Source organism: Pedobacter sp. N36a, assembly GCF_014472395.1.
GTDB lineage: Bacteria > Bacteroidota > Bacteroidia > Sphingobacteriales > Sphingobacteriaceae > Pedobacter.
The window spans coordinates 155,074-173,983 of the sequence record NZ_JACSZW010000006.1 but is presented as its reverse complement, the minus strand read 5'-3'; the positions used below and the strand labels follow the sequence as shown (position 1 = coordinate 173,983).

At 40.0% G+C, this 18,910-nt stretch carries 11 protein-coding genes; 3 read left to right on the top strand and 8 right to left on the bottom strand.

The window, feature by feature from the left end:
• Positions 1-555 (bottom strand): NADPH-dependent FMN reductase, encoded by a 555-nt coding sequence (locus H9X96_RS13745; RefSeq protein WP_187666845.1) that lies wholly within the window; start codon positions 553-555, stop codon positions 1-3.
• Positions 556-755: 200 nt separating this feature from the next.
• Here H9X96_RS13745 and H9X96_RS13740 point away from each other — a divergent pair, with 200 nt between their 5' ends.
• Positions 756-3,215, top strand: coding sequence for a YfhO family protein (locus H9X96_RS13740; protein WP_187666844.1), 2,460 nt, complete (start codon positions 756-758; stop codon positions 3,213-3,215).
• 423 nt (positions 3,216-3,638) lie between these two features.
• Complete coding sequence (locus H9X96_RS13735) at positions 3,639-7,505, top strand: TIM-barrel domain-containing protein (protein ID WP_187666843.1); 3,867 nt, start codon at positions 3,639-3,641, stop codon at positions 7,503-7,505.
• Between the two features lie 115 nt (positions 7,506-7,620).
• Here the strand turns inward: H9X96_RS13735 and H9X96_RS13730 are convergent, their stop codons facing one another.
• From H9X96_RS13730 to H9X96_RS13715, 4 genes are read right to left on the bottom strand one after another with little or no spacing between them, the layout of a single operon-like run.
• A complete protein-coding gene (locus H9X96_RS13730; protein WP_187666842.1) occupies positions 7,621-9,597 on the bottom strand; it encodes a leucine-rich repeat domain-containing protein in 1,977 nt (658 codons plus the stop codon).
• 6 nt (positions 9,598-9,603) lie between these two features.
• Positions 9,604-10,014: a hypothetical protein gene (locus tag H9X96_RS13725; RefSeq protein ID WP_187666841.1), complete on the bottom strand. Its 411-nt coding sequence runs from the start codon at positions 10,012-10,014 to the stop codon at positions 9,604-9,606.
• The gene (locus H9X96_RS13720; protein ID WP_187666840.1) at positions 9,986-11,614 is read right to left on the bottom strand and encodes a hypothetical protein; all 1,629 of its coding nucleotides are present in this window, start codon (positions 11,612-11,614) and stop codon (positions 9,986-9,988) included. Before H9X96_RS13720 ends, H9X96_RS13725 begins: the two co-directional genes overlap by 29 nt.
• Complete coding sequence (locus H9X96_RS13715; RefSeq protein WP_187666839.1) at positions 11,562-13,028, bottom strand: hypothetical protein; 1,467 nt, start codon at positions 13,026-13,028, stop codon at positions 11,562-11,564. Before H9X96_RS13715 ends, H9X96_RS13720 begins: the two co-directional genes overlap by 53 nt.
• Before the next feature lie 544 nt (positions 13,029-13,572).
• Between H9X96_RS13715 and H9X96_RS13710 the strand changes: the two genes are divergently transcribed.
• The gene (locus H9X96_RS13710) at positions 13,573-14,931 is read left to right on the top strand and encodes a hypothetical protein (RefSeq protein WP_187666838.1); all 1,359 of its coding nucleotides are present in this window, start codon (positions 13,573-13,575) and stop codon (positions 14,929-14,931) included.
• Positions 14,932-14,994: 63 nt separating this feature from the next.
• On the opposite strand, the gene H9X96_RS13705 is transcribed toward H9X96_RS13710, so the two are convergent.
• From H9X96_RS13705 to H9X96_RS13695, 3 genes are read right to left on the bottom strand one after another with little or no spacing between them, the layout of a single operon-like run.
• Complete coding sequence (locus tag H9X96_RS13705; protein WP_187666837.1) at positions 14,995-16,164, bottom strand: DUF1735 and LamG domain-containing protein; 1,170 nt, start codon at positions 16,162-16,164, stop codon at positions 14,995-14,997.
• A gap of 19 nt (positions 16,165-16,183) precedes the next feature.
• The gene (locus tag H9X96_RS13700; protein ID WP_187666836.1) at positions 16,184-17,290 is read right to left on the bottom strand and encodes a glycoside hydrolase family 18; all 1,107 of its coding nucleotides are present in this window, start codon (positions 17,288-17,290) and stop codon (positions 16,184-16,186) included.
• 25 nt (positions 17,291-17,315) lie between these two features.
• Positions 17,316-18,893 (bottom strand): RagB/SusD family nutrient uptake outer membrane protein, encoded by a 1,578-nt coding sequence (locus tag H9X96_RS13695; RefSeq protein ID WP_187666835.1) that lies wholly within the window; start codon positions 18,891-18,893, stop codon positions 17,316-17,318.
• Positions 18,894-18,910: the final 17 nt, after the last annotated feature.

Here is an 18,910-nt window from a genome sequence, read left to right as displayed (position 1 = left end):
TTATTTCTCCAACTTTTTCGTCCACCATACCAGCTCCTTCAATAGTCCCTGTGCCATACGCAGGTGTCCTTCATCGCCAACAAACTGTTCTTTATCATTGATAAAATTCGTAAAAAAAGGAATGTGAACAGCTTCTACGATAGGAACCATTTTTAAAGCTGTGACTACTTGTTTCAGCATCTGAACCGACCTGGTGCCACCAGCAATCCCTCCATAACTCACAAAGCCAACCGGTTTATAGGTCCATTCCTGATACAGAAAGTCCAGTGCATTTTTTAAGGTGGCGGGGAATCCAAAATTATATTCTGGGGTTACGAACACAAAAGCATCCGCTGCTGCGATCTTCTTACTCCAGGCTTTTGTATGTTCGTGTTGATATTTCTGTAGTCTGGGATGTTCTGGTTCATCCATAAAAGGCAGGTTTACTTCTTTCAGGTCGATGAGTTCGACTTCAAAATCGGACTGCTCTTGGAGTAAATCCATAAACCATTTGGCGATGGCTGGTCCTTTTCGTCCTGGCCTGGTACTCGCCACAATCACTTTAAGCTGATACATATTTGTTTGTTTTAAGGTTTAAAAATTCAGACCAATGTAAAGCCCTTATTCGCAGGGGATGAAAAAGAAGTTCCTCCTATTCCATTTGCCTTTTATCTATAACAAAACTAAAGGCTAATTAGAGAAAGAAAAATACCATAACTTAAGAAAAGGGCCGCGAGCACTTTGTTTTTATATATTTAGGGAAATTTTTAACAGCTATGAATAACTGGTTTAAGCGAAATGGCCAACACTTGATGGTCATTGTACTTTTCTTTGGAATCACCTTTTTATATTTTAATCCCGTATTCTTTGGAAAGACGCTTGGACAAAATGATGTGACCAGGGCACAATCTACGACTACAGAAATCAACCATTACCGGGAAAAGGGGGAAACCATTTTATGGACCAATCAGATCCATGGGGGGATGCCTACTTTTCAGATTTGGGCACCCTATCCTAATAACATCACCACCTGGCTGATCAAGGTGGTCAACTATTCCTTGCCACAGCCGGCAGGCACCGTCATGGTCTTACTATTGGGCAGTTACTTTTTATTTTGTGTCCTGAAACTGAATCCCTGGCTGTCTGCAGCAGGCGCTGTTGCTTTCACTTTTTCTTCTTATAACATCATCTTATTTGGCGCCGGACATGCCAATCAGGTTGCGGCGATCTCTTTCTTTGCTCCGGTTCTGGCAGGGGTTATCCTCGTTTTCAGGGGTAAATATATTTATGGTGCGGCAATAACTGCGCTTTTTCTGGCTTTAGAAATCCGGGCCAACCACCTTCAGATGACCTATTATCTCTTTTTAGCCATCCTGATTTTTGTGGGTATCGAAGCCTACCATGCCATCAAATCTAAACAGAGCAAAGACTTTTTTAAAGCCGCAGGATTTGCAGCTATTGCGGGTCTGTTGGCCATTGGGGTGAATACCTCTTCCTTATGGAGCACTTACGATTACAGTGCTGAAACCATCAGGGGGCATGCCAACCTGACTCAGAATGTAGCAAAAACCAGTACCGGATTATCCAGGGTCTACGCTTATCAATGGAGCCAGGGTGTGGAAGAGTGTATCACCTTCCTGATCCCAAATGCTTTTGGCGGCAGCTCCAGAGGGAATGCCGTACAGCATCCCAATGTGGTGAAAACGCTGACGGAAATCGGTGCCGATGCCAGTCAGGCGGATTACCTTTCTAAATCACTGATGCCTTTTTATTGGGGAGAGAAGCCTTTTACGGAAGGTTCCTTTTATTTTGGTGCCGTCATTTGTTTTCTATTTGTGCTGGGCTTATTGATCGTTAAGCACCGGATCAAGTGGTGGTTATTGGGCGTAGTGATCCTGACCATGTTCCTCTCTTTTGGGAAAAACCTGCCTATCATTTCCGATTTATTCTTCTATTATGTGCCTTTCTATAACAAGTTCAGAGCGGTAGAATCCATTCTTGCGGTGGCAGGATTGTGCTTCCCGATACTGGCTGTACTGGCGGTTAACGAGTTGTTTGTCAGAACGGATAAACCTGAGCTTTTGAAACAAGTAAAACTGGCCTTTTATATCACTTTCGGACTGTCGCTGGTGATGGCCGTTCTTCCAGATTTATTACTATCCTTCAAGAGCAGCGACCATGAAACGGTGGTTGCACAGTTTTCTGAAGCGCTGAAACTTGACCAGGCCACTGCAAATTCCATTGGTAATGCGATTGTAGCGGACAGAAAAGCGGCGGCACAATCGGACGCCATGAGGTCTTGTTTGTTGATTCTGATCGCATTTGCAGGAATCTGGGCTTACCTAAAGGGAAAGCTGAATGCCAATTTACTCTCCATCGCTTTCCTATTTCTAATATTGTTTGATCTATGGGGTGTCGATAAAAGGTATTTAAATACCGAGAGTTTTATGGCGAAACAGGATACAGAAAAGCCTCAGCTTCGGGAAGTAGATCGGTTTATTGACCAAGATAAAGATCCAAACTTTAAAGTATTGGATTTGACGCAAAGCATTATGAATGATGCCACTACTCCTTACTTCCACAAGTCCATAGGTGGTTATTCGGCAGTTCGTTTGAAAAGATTCGATGAGGTCATTGAAACGCATTTCCAGAAAAACATCAACCTGAATATTTTGGGAATGATGAATACAAAATACCTGATCCACACCGATCCAAATTCTCCAAAGCTGATTGCGGAGTTGAACCCGAATGCCTGTGGCCATGCCTGGTTTGTCAATAAGATCCAGTATGTACGAAATGCAGATCAGGAAATGGAAGTGATTGGTACTTTTGCACCTAAAGAAACGGTGGTGATTGATGATCAATATAAGCCATTGGTTAAAGAGCAGCAGCTGGGTAATTCTGCAGCATCAGGAACGATCAAACTGACTAGTTATTTTCCAGACCGCATGGTATATGAGAGTAATTCCAAACAGTCTAACCTCGCTGTATTTTCAGAAATCTATTATAACAAAGGCTGGAAAATGTTCATTGATGAGGTGGAGCAACCTTATTTCCGTGCGAATTACCTGTTAAGGGCTGCCCATATTCCAGCAGGCAAGCATCGAATTGAATTTGTATTTCATCCTAACTCTTATTACACTGGGGAATTGATTTCCCTGATTGCTTCTATCCTTCTAATCGCAGGCTTATTGTTTGCTGGTTATTTAGGTTATAAGGAGCGTAAAGTCCATTAATTCATTTTCGATAGCGCTATCTCCTTTTCGATTGGTGTGCCTTAACATCCCGGCACACCAATCGGATTACACTTTATAGTATTTTATTTATCATCATTGTCCCTCCTATTATCGCTCCTTCCCTGTTAAATTTTATTCTAATAACCTGGTTTTATTGCTGCTGTTTCTCAGCGTTTAAAAAACGTTTTACCATAAATCATTTCGCTAAACAAGAGCAATCTCCTTCGCTTTTCTATTCAACAAATGGCCTCTACATTGCCAAATTCCTAATTAACACCTAAAAATAATACAATATTGCAAAAGCAAAAACCAATAGATAATTTCTATATTGGCGGCTTCAACTAAAACTTCCGGGAGAATGCCTGACTGAACAATTTAGGTTTTGTTCTTAGCACCTGTCCGGGAAGATTTATAACACACATTATGAAGAAAACATTTTGGAGTTCTAAACCTCAAAACACAGCTTTGCTCGCCTTAGCTTTCCCATTACTGATTTCCCAACTCAATGCCGGAGCAGTACCACTAACCCATACCTTTCAACAGGTTTTACAGAAAGAGCATAAAATCATCAGTGCCCGTAAGGTGAGCCCGACGGTAATTGAGGTGTTATTTTCTGACAATCAGCGTTTGACTTTAGACTTCTACGGTGACCAGATTTTCAGGCTTTTCCAGGACAATGCTGGTGGTGTCATGAGAGATCCGGTAGCGCAGCCTGAAGCTAAGATTCTGGTAGAAAATCCTAGAAGAGCAGTTGCAAAACTTGACCTTAAGGATGAGAACAACCTGATTACCATTGCTACCGATAAGATTTCGGTACAAATAGATAAAAACACAACCCTGTTAAAAATCATCAACCTAACTACGAATGCGGTAGTTCTGGAAGAAGCAGCTCCTGTTCGTTTTGAGAAAAATGAAGTGGTGCTGACCTTTAAGGAAACGCCTAAAGAGTATTTCTACGGTGGTGGTGTACAGAATGGCCGTTTTTCTCATAAAGGAAAAGCGATTTCCATAGAAAACCAGAACAGCTGGACGGATGGCGGAGTAGCTTCCCCTACACCTTATTACTGGTCCTCTAAAGGGTATGGCCTATTGTGGCATACCTTCAAAAAAGGTAAATATGACTTCGGTGCTAAAGAAAAAGGTACGGTAAAGTTATCACATGATACAGACTACCTGGATGTATTTTTAATGGCTGGCGATGGCGCGGTTCCGCTGCTAAACGACTTCTATCAGCTGACAGGAAATCCGGTATTGTTGCCTAAATTCGGTTTCTACCAGGGGCACTTAAATGCTTACAACCGTGACTTCTGGAAAGCAGATGAAAAAGGAATGCTGTTTGAAGATGGCAAACATTATAAAGAGAGTCAGAAAGACAATGGTGGCATTAAAGAATCCTTAAATGGAGAGAAAAATAACTACCAGTTTTCTGCACGTGCGGTGATTGACCGTTACAAGAAGAACGACATGCCTTTCGGCTGGCTGCTTCCAAATGATGGTTATGGCGCTGGATATGGCCAGACAGAAACTTTAGACGGCAACATTCAAAATCTGAAAAGCTTAGGTGATTACGCCCGCAAAAATGGTGTGGAGATCGGTCTATGGACACAATCAGACCTGCACCCGAAACCGGAAGTAAGTGCTTTATTACAAAGAGACATTTTAAAGGAAGTAAAAGAAGCTGGTGTGCGCGTACTGAAAACGGACGTAGCCTGGGTAGGTGCCGGTTATTCCTTCGGACTGAACGGTGTTGCTGATGTGGCGCAGATCATGACCAAATATGGCAATGATGCGAGACCTTTCATCATCTCTTTAGATGGCTGGGCAGGTACACAGCGTTATGCAGGCATCTGGTCTGGCGACCAGACTGGTGGTGTTTGGGAATACATTCGTTTCCATATCCCTACTTATTTAGGTTCTGGATTATCCGGACAACCGAACATTACTTCCGATGTGGATGGTATTTTTGGCGGTAAAAATATGGCGGTAAACATCAGGGACTTCCAATGGAAAACCTTTACGCCAATGCAATTGAACATGGACGGATGGGGATCAAATGAAAAGTACCCTCATGCCTTAGGTGAGCCAGCTACTTCTATCAACCGTAACTATTTAAAGTTGAAATCGGAGCTGATGCCTTATGCGTACAGCATAGCAAGAGAAGCCGTAACCGGTTTACCGGTGATCAGGGCGATGTTCCTGGAATATCCAAATGCTTATACTCAAGGTCCGGCTACACAATACCAGTTTTTATATGGTCCGAATTTCTTAATCGCCCCGATTTATCAGGCGACAAAATCTGACGAGAAAGGCAATGACATTCGCAATGGCATTTACTTACCTGAAGGTTCATGGATCGATTATTTCTCTGGAGAGAAGTATGCAGGAAATAGCATCATCAACAGCTTTGCAGCGCCAATCTGGAAACTGCCGGTATTCGTAAAGAATGGCGCCATTATTCCAGTGACCAACCCGAACAACAACGTAACGGAGATCAATAAAGGAACCCGTATTTATGAGATCTATCCTGCTGGAAAAAGCTCATTTACGGAATACGATGATGATGGAACGACGGAACAATACAAACTGGGCAAAGGTGCTTCCAGCTTAATTGAGTCGGAAGTTGACAAAAAGAACCGTGCGATCGTGACGATCCACCCTGCCACAGGTGACTTCGATGGTTTCGTAAAAGCGAAAGCGACAGAACTTAGAATCAACGTTTCCCAGAAACCTAAGAAGGTATTGGTAAAAGTAGGTAAGGATAAAGTGAAGTTAACGGAAGCGACTTCGATGGCTGATTTCTTGAGCAAGGAGAATGTATATTTCTACGATGCAACGCCTAACCTTAACAAATTTGCGACTAAAGGAAGCGAGTTTGAAAAAGTGGTGATCACTAAAAACCCACAGTTACTGATTAAAGTAAGTGCAACAGACATCACGGTAAATCCGGTGGTGGCCACGATTGAAGGCTTCAAATATGAGCCAGTAGATCAATTGCGCATCTCTACAGGTGCTTTAACTGCTCCTGTGAATGCTGTGGTGACTGATAAAAATAAAGAAGCTTATACGTTAAAGCCTACCTGGTCTAAAGTAGAACATGCAGATTACTATGAGATTGACTTCAATGATATGCATTATACCACCATCAAAGACACTTCATTGTTATTTGATGGCTTAACTGCGGAGACTCAATACGCCTTTAAACTGCGTGCGGTAAATAAAGATGGACAGTCTGACTGGACAGCGTTTAACGCAACCACCAAGTCTAACCCATTAGAATTCGCAATTCAAGGTATCGTAGCTAAATCGACCGCCGCGGATCAGGAAGGATCAGAAATCGAGCAGTTGTTCGACTTTGACGAAGGCAATACCTGGCATACGAAATGGGGCGTAAATGCGCTTCCTTTTGAAATGATCATGGACTTAAAAACCATCAACCAACTGGATAAATTCCATTACCTTCCTCGTTCAGGAAGAGGAAATGGTATCATTCTAAAAGGTTCGGTGTTCTTTAGCAATGACAAAGAAAACTGGACTCCGGCAGGTAATTTTGCATGGGCGAACACAGATGAAGTGAAAATATTTAACTTCCCTATGCATCCATCTGCACGTTACATCAAAATGGCGGTGACTGAAGGTGTTGGCGGTTTCGGTTCTGGTAGAGAATTGTACGTATTCAAAGTTCCTGGAACAGAGAGTTACTTACCTGGAGACATCAACAATGACCGTTTGATCGACAGAAATGACTTGACTTCTTACCTGAACTATACTGGTTTAAGATCAGGTGACGGTGATTTCGAAGGTTACATCAGCAATGGTGACATCAACAAAAACGGACTGATTGACGCTTATGACATTTCATTAGTGGCGACCAGAATTGACGGTGGTGTGAATGATAGTAAAATTGATAAGGTGGCCGGTAAGCTAAGCATCAGCACTGCAAAAACTAGCTATAATAAAGATGAAATCATCGAGGTTAAAGTGAAAGGTAGCAACCTTAAATCAGTCAACGCACTGAGTTTTGCCTTGCCATATAACGCTGCTGATTTCGAGTTTGTAAGTATACAGCCAACGAATGTGAAGCAAATGGAAAACATGACTTACGACAGGCTGCATACGAATGGTAAAAAAGCGCTTTATCCGACTTTTGTGAACTTAGGTCAGAAAGATCCGTTGAATGGCAATACAGAATTGTTTATCATCAAGCTGAAAGCAAAACGCAAAGTGAAATTCGACCTGAAAGCGATTGATGGTATTTTGGTAGATAAAAACCTGAATAGCGTTAATTTTTAATCAATAGGCTTTAATGATCAGGCCCGGTATACTTGAATAGATCCATTCAAATATACCGGGCCTTTTTTATTTACAGCACTACTCATTTTAATTACAGTTACATAAAAGAGTGAATTTAGCTGTAATTCCAGGATGAATAATACCCAAAGCTTGTATAGAAAACCATGTTCTTCGTAATACTCACCACACGTAATAAACGATCAAGAGTAAGATTGGTGATTCCATGCATAGTAAAAACAACTCCAGGCTTCATTTTAGAGATATCATCCGGAATATCCCCCATATTGGAATTATTAAGTATAATGTTATTGATACTTTTCAATGGGATAATCTCTTTGGGAAAAGACTTAAAGGCCGTAGCATTTAGGTTCAACTTTTCCAACGCATCCAGTTCACTAAATGATGCTGGCAATACTTCCACTTTAGTAAATGAAAGAGACAGTTCTTTCAATTTCTTTAATTTGCCAAAACTATTTGGTAAAGTCTTAAATTGGTTGTATTCTCCATTGAAATAACTTAAGGAGGAAAGATCGCCAAAGCTTTCTGGAAGGCTCTCTAAATTTCCTCCTACAAAAAGGCTACTCAATTTCTTTAGATGACCAAAGTTAAACGGTAATTTTTTAAAGGCTCCATAAATCGTAAGATTCTCAAGATTGGATAGATTTCCAAAGTTTTCAGGAATTGACTGCAAATTTGAAGTAGAGAGCCTTAGGGCTTTTAGTGCAGTCAATTCAGAGAATGAATCTGGCAATCCCAATAGTTTTTTTGTCTCCAACTCCAAGGTTTCCAATTTTTTCAGATTGCCCATTTGTGGCGGCAATACCACCGTCCCCCCATCCAAATCATCAAAGGTTAAGCGGGCAAAAATTAAGGATTTACATTCACTAAAACTCTTCGGAAAAACAGGGCTTTTAACGTACAGCTCTAAATGCTGCAGTGCTTTTAAATTGCCAAAATCATCCGGAAGACTTAAAGTATAGGTATCTAATGTTTTTAAATTTATTAGACTACCTAATGTGCCATTAAAATCCACCATACCAGCAGACCTTAGTGTAAAAGACTCAAGCGCTTTCAGCTTTGCAAAAGATTTAGGCAGTATTACTTGAGTACTGGGAGAGACACTAAATCTTGGACGATAATCAAAAACTTTTAATTTTATGAGGTTGCCAAAGTTCTCTGGAAATACCGCTCCACTACCTACCCCATCCATGCTTAACACTTCCAGATCAAGATAGTAATCCCCTAATATCGTGGGGATGTGATCTAAACTGGAACCGCCAAAAATTAGGCTTCGTAGTTTTTTTAATGAGGTTAGGGCAGGATAAACAGCCGGACTTTTGAAAATCCACGCGATAGCCGATGCTTGTAGGTTGAGCTCAAGTATATTACCCTGGTCATCTTGAATAACCCTATAACTATCCCTGGACATCTGAAGTTCATATAATCCTTCATCTTGGGTATAGCTACCCGTTTGGATTAGCTTTTTGTATTGATAGGTTTTGCCTGCGTAGATATAGGTATAAGTTGCCATATAGGCCCTATTTTCATAACCATGAAGGATAATACTTGGCTTTTTTTCGGCTGGCTCGGCATAACCGTCATGATATTGAGAGTCGATATAACCAAAAGTTCCATCAATAGACCAGGTGCCTCTATATTTTGGATTTACCGATAAAAAACGAATAGTTTTAAATTCAGCAGGCGTATTATCTGCAATCTCAATGATTAAGTCAGGTATTTTCAATTTTGTCTGGGCAGTACTTTCATTTCCATTTGCATCCCAACGCCTCCATTCCAGCGTATATTCTTCACCTGGGATTCCTTTAAATCTGGTAAACGGATCTGTTTTGTCTTCAAAATAAACAAAGGTATCTTTTACCGTTCCCTGCAGGACTACCCATTGTCCTCGTTCTCCTGGCTGTAAAACACGGGCATTTAAATTGACAAAAAATTCTTCTCCAGTAAACTCTGTTTCCTTAATTGTAGTGTCATATTTATCTTGTAAGACGAGAGTATTAGCTTCTTCTTTTGAACAGGAACACAAGGAAAACAGGATCACCAGCACGAACAAAAAACTGATATTTTTATGCATATGATATTAAGGGTTAGTTTTGAATGAGAATATATCTGAATAGACAACTTTTTCAGAAGCCGAATCCTTTACATAAATTTGGTAATAATAGATTTTGTCACGCGTTAAAGCATTAAGAAAGATACCATATCTATTTGCTGATACCTGGTTGGCTATGTAATAAGTTAAGTCCTTATTCTGATGAATCGAACTTTTAGTATTACCTACTCGTACACCTATTTCTTTGTAAGGATATTCCTGAAGACTAAATAATACATTGTACACTCCTTGCTCATATTTAAGTTCATTATTGAGCTGAGCAAATGCATCAACAGAAACCTCAACCGTTTCTTTTTTACAAGATGTAAGTACAAGTACTCCCGCGAATAAAGAAAGAATACTTAGTTTCTTAATTCCCTTTAACAATGGATATTTCATAAATCTTTTGACTGGTAAAAAACAGGTCCGCATTAAGGTGTAATTTATTATTGTAACTAAAAAAGCCTCCAAAGTACATATTGTTGATATTATTCTTTAAAAGCACAGGATAAAGCTCTCGATTGGAAGGATCAAATAAGATGAAATTGTCTAGTGCAGCAGCAATCAGGATTTTCTGATCATATACCACAGCAGACTTCGTTCTAAAAGTCAATGGTTCGGCAACGGTTCCGCCTCTATAAATTTCCTCTGGTTTAAAGGTTTGTTCTGATACTTCAAAGATGGATAAAGTAGCACTCATCTGAAGTCCTTGGTCGTATACCGGAACTAATCCCAACAAGTACAGCTGATCTTTAATAGAAACAAAATGGTGATTGAGGATTTTAGAATCTAGTTTCCCCTTGAATTCAAATGTTTTTGTTGCCTTATTATAACGGTAAATAAAACTGTCGCTTTTAGGGAAAATTGAAGGATTACTACCGAGCTGATCTACTAAACTAAAAGTAAGGTATAACTCTCCCTTATGGATAAAACAGTTATTATTCTCTATCATCCTCCCAGACTTAGACAACGACTGATCTTCAAGCGGATAAGAGTATATATCACCTGAAACCGGATGATAGGAATAAGCTTGACGATAGCTCACATCATCTGAATTATCATTGATATTACCGTAATCGGTTTTTTCAGTTACAGGAAAAAAGAGCTGTTCATCAAATTGAATACCAACAGCACTCACTGAAATGGTAGCCTCTGGTATTTTACGCAGAACCATCAATCTCTGATCAGGCACATTCCATTTAAGCACTTGCTGATTAAAGTAGTACAGTTCATTATCGAAGACAGAAGTATAATAACAGCGTAATAAGGTCGGTTTATAACTTAGCCAATATTTTTCTCCGGCAGAAACAAAAGGAACGGACTGAAAAAAGATTTCCTTTCCCTGATAACTTCCAACAACAAATGATATGGCGTTAACAGGTTTACTCTTGCCTTTGATGGTAATTTTATACTTGCCACTCGCCAGTTGAACAGGATAATCAAGATCAACTGTGGTCCCATTAAGCTTAACATCCAATTCTCTTAGATTCAAATCATTAAGATTTTCACCTATTAAATCTGCAGTAAAGTTTCCACTCGCATCATAAATGATGGAATCGTTTTTAATTTCTAGGGCAAATTTAGCGAGTTCAAGCGATAACGTTTTTACAGTGTATTCTTTTGCATCGATCTGCTGCACATCTTTTAGTTTATAAAAGACTTTAAAAGCATACTCTGTATTGGGTTCTAAGTGTTCCAAAGACAGCTTCAATGATTCTGCTTGCCGAATGGCATGAATAGTACTCACCTTGTTAGGATCTGATTTTTTATAATATAAAACCCCTGTTTCCTGATAGCCTAAATGCGAGAATTGATATTTAACATCTACTCTATCCGATTTAATCATCTCTATATAAACGCTTTTAACAAGAATTGCAGGATCTTCCAGTTCAGTCTTTTTCTTGCAGGAAAAAAAAACGCAAACCATCCATAAAAGCAACAAGCTGCTACATCTTTCCATCTGCATCAGTTTTAATGAAGACAAAGTTTGAATTCTCATAATTATAGGTTTGCATATAATGTAAAAAGATATTGTAGGATCCATCTAGATTACCAGTGATTCCAGATATAACATGATAGGGTATTTCCGTGTAAAAACGTTTAGACTTTAGCTTCATGTCTTTATCATAAACGTAGACTCCACCATAAGTTTGTAACCCCCCAGGAGACATTGCACCCAGCAAAACAATCTCCCCTTTACTATTAAAAAATGCTTGTTTCGCTAATAGATTATCAGATTGTTCATTCTTCTTCAAGACTGTACCATCTGCACTGAATTTAAAATAACGGAGGTAATCAAAAGAAGAATTGTGTCCAAATAAGTAGAAGTTATCTTGATCATCAACAAGTAAAGCAGTCATCCAAAAACCAAAATTACTTTCAGCATTCAATCTTCCATCAAATAAAAACTCGCTCAAGAAGTCACCTTTAGCATTACATTTATGAATTCTGATCTTATAATTCTGATCGTTTTGATTTCGAAAAATGTAATAAATATTTTTCTTTGAATCCATCCTGATGGCAACGATAGTACCCAATCGATCTGGATTGATTTGATGCCAATTCACACTTAGATTCTGAGGATTAATAGACAGTAGGTTTCCATTTACGGTACCAGCTATAACTTCCTGTGGAGATTCATAAAAAACAGACTGAACAGTCTGCTTATTCAATATACTTTGAAAATTCTTTTCCCCAATAATTTCCCCATTACTAGTGGCAATTTTAAAAGCATAACCTTGAATAAAAATCAAGCCTTCTTTATCTTGATTGTATAAGATCAAGTTGATATTATCAAATGTGGAAAAGTTAAAGTTGACAGTAGGTATCAACCTATACCACAGCATTTGTCCATATTGATCAATCTTAAATACGATTAGTTTAAAAGACCCATCGCCAAAATAATTTGGATGCTGTAAAAACCGAACCACCAAATGTCCACCATCAAAGCACTTTTGTAAAGCTGTGGGGCCCATAAAAGTAGAGTAACTGTGTATTTTGTATTCCTGATACAAAGTTTGTTTGGATTCACCAGTGGTTGATGATAATGTATTGGCCACTAACATCTCCTCCACCTGTTTTCCGCCAGTAACTGAAGCTAAGATCTTAATCGCGTAAGCTTTTCCAGGCTTCAGATTGATTAAACTGTATTTGGTAGTCGTTAAACCACCTACAATTTTTTGATCATCTAGATAAATGCTATAGGTAACTGATTTAAAGTGTGTATTTCTAACTTCGCTCCATTGTACTTCTATGAATTGAAGTCCTACAGCTGACGCCCCCACTTTTAGCGCCGATAACCCCTCTGTCTGTTCTATAAAATTATCTTCATTTTTAATCAACTTTTCTTTCTCACAGGAGAAAAATAAAAAAACGACAAGCCATAAAATAGCTATACGAAGAAAACCAGACATAATTGAAAGCGTTTAAGGATGCTGTAATACAGTTAAACTTTAAAGGTAATTAATAATTATAGGAATATGCTTCTTTAAGCTAAAAAATTCAGTACTTTTTAATGTAAATGAAATAAAAAAACACATTTACTGCATTATCCTGATAACGCTCAGTAATCAAATCCTTTTTCTTTACTACGCGACTAAACACCTCATTAGTCCTAAGCGTTAGAAAACCAGCTATGGATTTTGCCGTAAAAAATGCAGCAGGATAGGAACTAAAGTTATCCGATTTTTCTACCCATAAGGACAATGATTTAGAGGTGATGGCGGTTTCTTTGGATCAGGCATACCAACATGAGTAATGGTTCAAAGCAGTTCAAGCTGATCGTACTTCTTCGTTTTCACAAACCATAGATCCTACTGGAGCAGTTGCGAAAACATATGATATCCGCTGCATTCCACAAAACTACCTGATCCACCCTAAAGGAGAAATGGCTGTCCGTTTTTTTACAGCAAGGGTTACCTAATCTGTAATTCTGTATAAATTGAAACGACAATCATTATGGGCCGCTCCGATCAATTAAAACCTTTAAGCACTTTACCGTTCTTCCTTTGCCTGTTCCTCCTCCTCCTCAATGATTTCTACCTAAAGGCGGCTTTTCATAATACACTGACTGGTAAGCTATCTGATTTCTGTGGTTTATTTATCTTCCCGATTTTCTGGTCGGTCTTTTTCCCTAAACGTAAACTCGCTATATTTCTACTTACCGGCTTACTGTTTCTGGTTTGGAAAAGCGAGTATGCTAATTCATTCATTGCCTTTTTCAGCACCTATTTCTTCCCCATTCAACGCGTTGTTGATCATACTGACATCATCGCTTTAATTATGCTGCCACTGGCCTGGTACAGCTTAAAGCTTCGTCATATAAGCCTTAACCTGAATCCTTCTTTTATTGCCTTACTGGCATTTTTCGCATTTTGTGCAAGTAGTGTACCCAGGTATCATCAAAGTTTCGATCAGCCACAATATGTGCTCTTTAAGTCTGAGGTACTGCCAGATTCTACTTACTATGAGGGGGATTTTGCGGTTTACCATTTCGATTCCTTATTGGTGGTAGAGGTAAAAGAATTACTGACTCCCAGGAGACAGGTTATAAAAGACGACTACGATAAAAACATTATCGTTAACCAGCTGGAAGAAATGGTCCGCAATGAGATGCAAGATATTGAAAACCTGATGCCCCCTGGGAAGGTCACCTCTCTTGTTATAAAAACGCCGCATTACGAAGATTTTCTCAGATTCAAGGGCGGTCGTTTGGATGGTAAATTTGTCAGAAAAAACGGCAATCAGGTATTAATTGAGGGGTTTTATAAGGATGGGATTGAAGATGCTATCTGGACTTTCCGGGATTCCCAGGATCATATTCTCAGTAAAAAGACTTTTGTTAAAGGAGAGACCACTGAAATTCAGCAATTCAAAGCTGGTGAGCTGATGGATTCCAGCAGGCCAGATATCCGAGCAGATGTGATTACCAAAAAACATGTTCAGCTGGTCGTATTAGTGCTTTTAATGGCTTTAATGGTGGTGCTCATCGTAAAGAATTACCGCAAAGCCTATCCGGAAACACTGCGAATGAAACTGGTTTGGAAATGGGTGTTATGTTTTACACTTCCAATTTCAGGTTGGCTGGCACAGATGCTCATTTCAGTTTTCATTACCGATCATTATTCTACACCACTCGGCTTTATCATTAACTTCGTTCTCATTTACATGTATACGTTCCCGCTTTTTGCGATCATCATTTTCTGGATCAAATGGAGGATGAAAATCGATATACTTTGGTATGTTTTACTGTTTGGATTGCTTTCTACGGTAGTGCTGGAATTTGTCATGTTAATGGAATTATCTGCTGTAACATAAAAAAACCTGATGCCTTAATTGTAAAAATTAAAGTCATCAGGTTATAAATTAAATGATTATGGTTTATTTCTGTTCGTCAGAACGCACCCCTTTTACCCAAGTAGTTTGTCCAACTGAGACTGCGGTGTTTCCATTTCCTGTCGCATCAGCAAAGCTATTCCCAGCGCCTTCATTTAACTTCCAGTAAGCTTCCAATCCTTCTGTTTTCGGATTGATGGCAAACATGTTATTTTGAATTTGTGTCTGAGTAATTGCCTTTGTCCAGAACCTCATCTCACTCAGTAAAACATTTGCTTTTAAATAATCGGTGTTACCGAAAACAAATTTGTTTCTGGCCAGATTGGTGATTTTCCCTGGGGAGTCGATCTCAATATCCAACCTTCCATTGATGTAAAACCGGATCTTCACGCCGTCATTTACAATGGCAAGGTGGTACCAGGTATTTGGCTTAAACTCCGTCACACTGTTAAATTGTGTGCCCTGATTTTTACATTGGAAAATACTCCCTTTAATTGGGGCATCTCCGAATCTGGAATAAATCTCTCCATCCATACCATCGGGAGCAGATGCGGCAAACATGGCCTGGTTATTATACTGACCGATATTAGTCCCTAGTAAACTGATATTTAACCTATACTCTACCGACCATTGCGTTAAGGCATAGTCTTTTCTCATGTTCATTTTCAGGTTGTTCTTACTACTAATTGTAGGAACATCGGTGGTAATCACCTGATCAATGATGTAAAGGAAAGTCTCCGTACCATTTAATATTTGCGGGCCGTTTGCCACAGAAGTGATGGTGACCGGGATCGCGTAACTATTTCCGGATTCGACCAATTCCTTGCTCAGTGGTTTGATATTGATCAGTACAGGATCTGCACCGATACGGTTTGCCGGAATGCTCAGATTTTGCTGAGAGAAAGTATAATTATCAGCTGGCAAGAGCATGTAATTTGTACCGTTCTTTGAGTTGTACTGTCGCACTGCACTTTCATTAGCCTCGATGGTCACTTTGACCTCTTGATTTGTTTTATTAGCCATGCGTACGGAAACGGTGGCCGAACCTCCTTTTTCATCTACGGTCACTTTTTTAGAAGTGGCAGTTTCTGCGTCGGACAGGTAAATAGAGTTTTTGATCACCGTGTACTCTGCATCTTTACATCCAAACAGGCTAAGTGAAAAAATGGTGGTTACGAAAACAATTAATGGCAACTTATTAATTCTATGTTTCATGTTATTGTCTTTTAAAAAATTAATTCTTTACAGGATTCATGATGCGAATGGCTTCTCGCAGGAAGGGATAGGTACCCACTTTATTGGGCACTACAAATTCATATTCCATGTGAAATGTTCCTACTCCACCTTTCTTCATGACTTCTCCATTTACGGTAGGCTGCCATAAGGCCATTCCTTTTAAGGAAGGGATGTATTGCGGCACACCAGGAGTTTGAGCAGCCGAAATATAGTCTGGATTTCTAAACCTGGTATAGCCGCCGGTAAGGGCGAACTGTTCAAAATTCTCGGTTACAATCAGCTTCTTCGCGACTTCCTTTGCGGGCACCACGCCATCAAAATAGGTCACAATCCGGTTCAATCTGGTGTTTAAATCTGCATTTCCTGAGCTGTTATAGGCTTGCACGATAAACCAGTCGAAATGACCACCCAGGTCTTTCGGGATCGCATAAGGTTCTCCATCAATTACAAACAAACGACCAGTACCAGACTTAGGCCCAATACGTTTGGCTACTGTTTCTATAAATGTGCGAATCCTTTCTGCAGGTTTCATTGTGTAATTGGTTTCAAATGGGTGGGCAAAATTTGGCTCCCAGTCCATATCAAATCCATCATAGTTATATTTATCAATGGTATCACACACTGAATTGGCATATTTCACGATGGCCGATTGAATGGAGGCATCATCTCCATCTTTCCAGCCCCAGAACTCTTTTCTTTTTGCCAGACTGGTATTGTATTCATCAGGAGTAATCTGATCACCAATATCTAACACCAGAAATACCACCAATGCCTTGGTTCCTTTCACCTCTCTAACGAATTTCAGGTCTTTCAACTGGGCCTTTGAAGGGTTCTTCCATCCGCCCCACATGGAGATAAAATCGACGCTGTCTGGCAATCCGGCCATAGATTTCTCTAAGCTTGCCCCTACACCAGTCCAGTTTCCATACCAGCCGAAAGTGACCTGGTGATCCGACTTTTTATAGTCGCGCAAATTCTGATAATAGGCTTCTGATTTTCCGGGCACATCGATTTTCTCTGCTGCTGCCTCCGTCCATTTTTCGCAGGACATTAAACACGCTGCAACTGCTGTTAGTGATAGAAAGTATTTAAATAACTTTTTCATATTTTAATTCTTAATTCCTGATCTTCTATTTGTTTTTCTTATCCCACCATAACCTGGTTCCGTATTTATCCAATCCGCCAAGTTTGACTACTGCATCTGCATAATTCTTAGCATTGTTTTCCAGTTCTTTGGGAGGGAAAGGGATACGTGCGGCCAGCTTGGTTTTCAAATCAGACTCATCGCTGTAGTTTACCAAGGTTGGCAAAAACTTAGGGTACCCGGTACGGCGCTGTTCAGACCATGCCTCTTGTCCTAATGGCCACATGGCAATCCATTTTTGCGTAATGATGCGCTCTAGTTTTGCTTCCGTGTTTGCGGCTGCATTCCATTTTATGGTAATGCTGCTCATTGCCGAGGCCGAATAAGTGGCGTATGGATCGGTATAATTGCCAGGCGTTAAGGTATTGTTGCCATAATAGGTATCGGCACCGGTCAGACCACGCTCTTCAAAAGAAAGCCTGATGCCTTCATTGTAAAGGTTTTCGTCTGTACCGCCCATATTCCAACCTCTCATTGCGCCTTCTGAACGAAGAAAAGCTACTTCCGCAGCGTTTAACCAGAGTAATTTATCTGATGGGGCGGCAACAGGAGCTGAATAGTTCAGCATATTCTGAAGGTTGGTAATGTTGATCCCAGCTCTGATTCCGTAATAACCGGTTTTCCCATTGATGGTCTTACTGGTTTGGAAGTATTTGCTCATGCGGGGGTCTTTATAACCATCCATATAGGCTACAATATCTGCCCCAACCCTGGTGTCACTATAGGCATCCCACATGATGTTGATCGGGTTTTTAGGGTAAGCAATTGCCGCATTGTCTGCGTTTGCTCTGATCGGTCCGATGCTATGGTTTACGGCTTCTTCTGCCATTTTCCTTGCCAATACCGGATCTGCATAGACGATGCGCATGGCCATTCTTAGCTTTAAAGAGTTGGCAAACTTTACCCATTTTTGAAAATCACCACCATACACTTCATCATAATCTTTCATTGGAGTAGTTCCAGGACTGCGGAGTACGTAACCTGTCAACACATCAATCGACTTGGTTAAATCAGCAAACATGGCTTTATACACTTCTTCCTGTGTGTCGTAAGCAACACCGGTTCCACCAGCACCCACTTTTGAATAAGGAATGGGGCCGTACATATCGGTAATGCGCTGAAAGGCAGCTACACGTAATATTTGCGCCCATTCAAAGTTCACACCTTCTCCGTTAGTTTCTGTTTTGATGGTAGTCCAGGCTCCATAAATCTTGGTAAATACATCATTAAATGGAGAGTTGATCCAGTTGGCAGGGGCGTTAAACGAACCAAAACCATTCTTTGAGAAGTCCGGCTTAGTGATGCTCATGTAACGGCCATATATGTCGCCTATCAGGTTATTATTCATTTGATAAGCATTTTCCTGTACGGGGTTCACATACTCCTGCATTTGAGGGAAAAAGGCACCCATCTTAAAGTTGTCACCTTTCATTAACTCTTCATCCAACTGTGTGTTGTTATGATTGATATCTTTCAATGCATCAGCACAAGAGGAGAAAGTCAAGGTCAATATGAAAAATGAGCTGATCACTTTAAATCGTGTTATGAATCTATTTCTATACATTTCTTTTCTTATTAAGA

Excerpts from the sequence above, each read along its gene's own strand:
- H9X96_RS13745 (WP_187666845.1), bottom strand. The coding sequence starts at position 555 with ATGTATCAGCTTAAAGTGATTGTGGCGAGTACCAGGCCAGGACGAAAA.
- H9X96_RS13740 (WP_187666844.1), top strand. The coding sequence starts at position 756 with ATGAATAACTGGTTTAAGCGAAATGGCCAACACTTGATGGTCATTGTA.
- H9X96_RS13735 (WP_187666843.1), top strand. The coding sequence starts at position 3,639 with ATGAAGAAAACATTTTGGAGTTCTAAACCTCAAAACACAGCTTTGCTC.
- H9X96_RS13730 (WP_187666842.1), bottom strand. The coding sequence starts at position 9,597 with ATGCATAAAAATATCAGTTTTTTGTTCGTGCTGGTGATCCTGTTTTCC.
- H9X96_RS13725 (WP_187666841.1), bottom strand. The coding sequence starts at position 10,014 with ATGAAATATCCATTGTTAAAGGGAATTAAGAAACTAAGTATTCTTTCT.
- H9X96_RS13720 (WP_187666840.1), bottom strand. The coding sequence starts at position 11,614 with ATGAGAATTCAAACTTTGTCTTCATTAAAACTGATGCAGATGGAAAGA.
- H9X96_RS13715 (WP_187666839.1), bottom strand. The coding sequence starts at position 13,028 with ATGTCTGGTTTTCTTCGTATAGCTATTTTATGGCTTGTCGTTTTTTTA.
- H9X96_RS13710 (WP_187666838.1), top strand. The coding sequence starts at position 13,573 with ATGGGCCGCTCCGATCAATTAAAACCTTTAAGCACTTTACCGTTCTTC.
- H9X96_RS13705 (WP_187666837.1), bottom strand. The coding sequence starts at position 16,164 with ATGAAACATAGAATTAATAAGTTGCCATTAATTGTTTTCGTAACCACC.
- H9X96_RS13700 (WP_187666836.1), bottom strand. The coding sequence starts at position 17,290 with ATGAAAAAGTTATTTAAATACTTTCTATCACTAACAGCAGTTGCAGCG.
- H9X96_RS13695 (WP_187666835.1), bottom strand. The coding sequence starts at position 18,893 with ATGTATAGAAATAGATTCATAACACGATTTAAAGTGATCAGCTCATTT.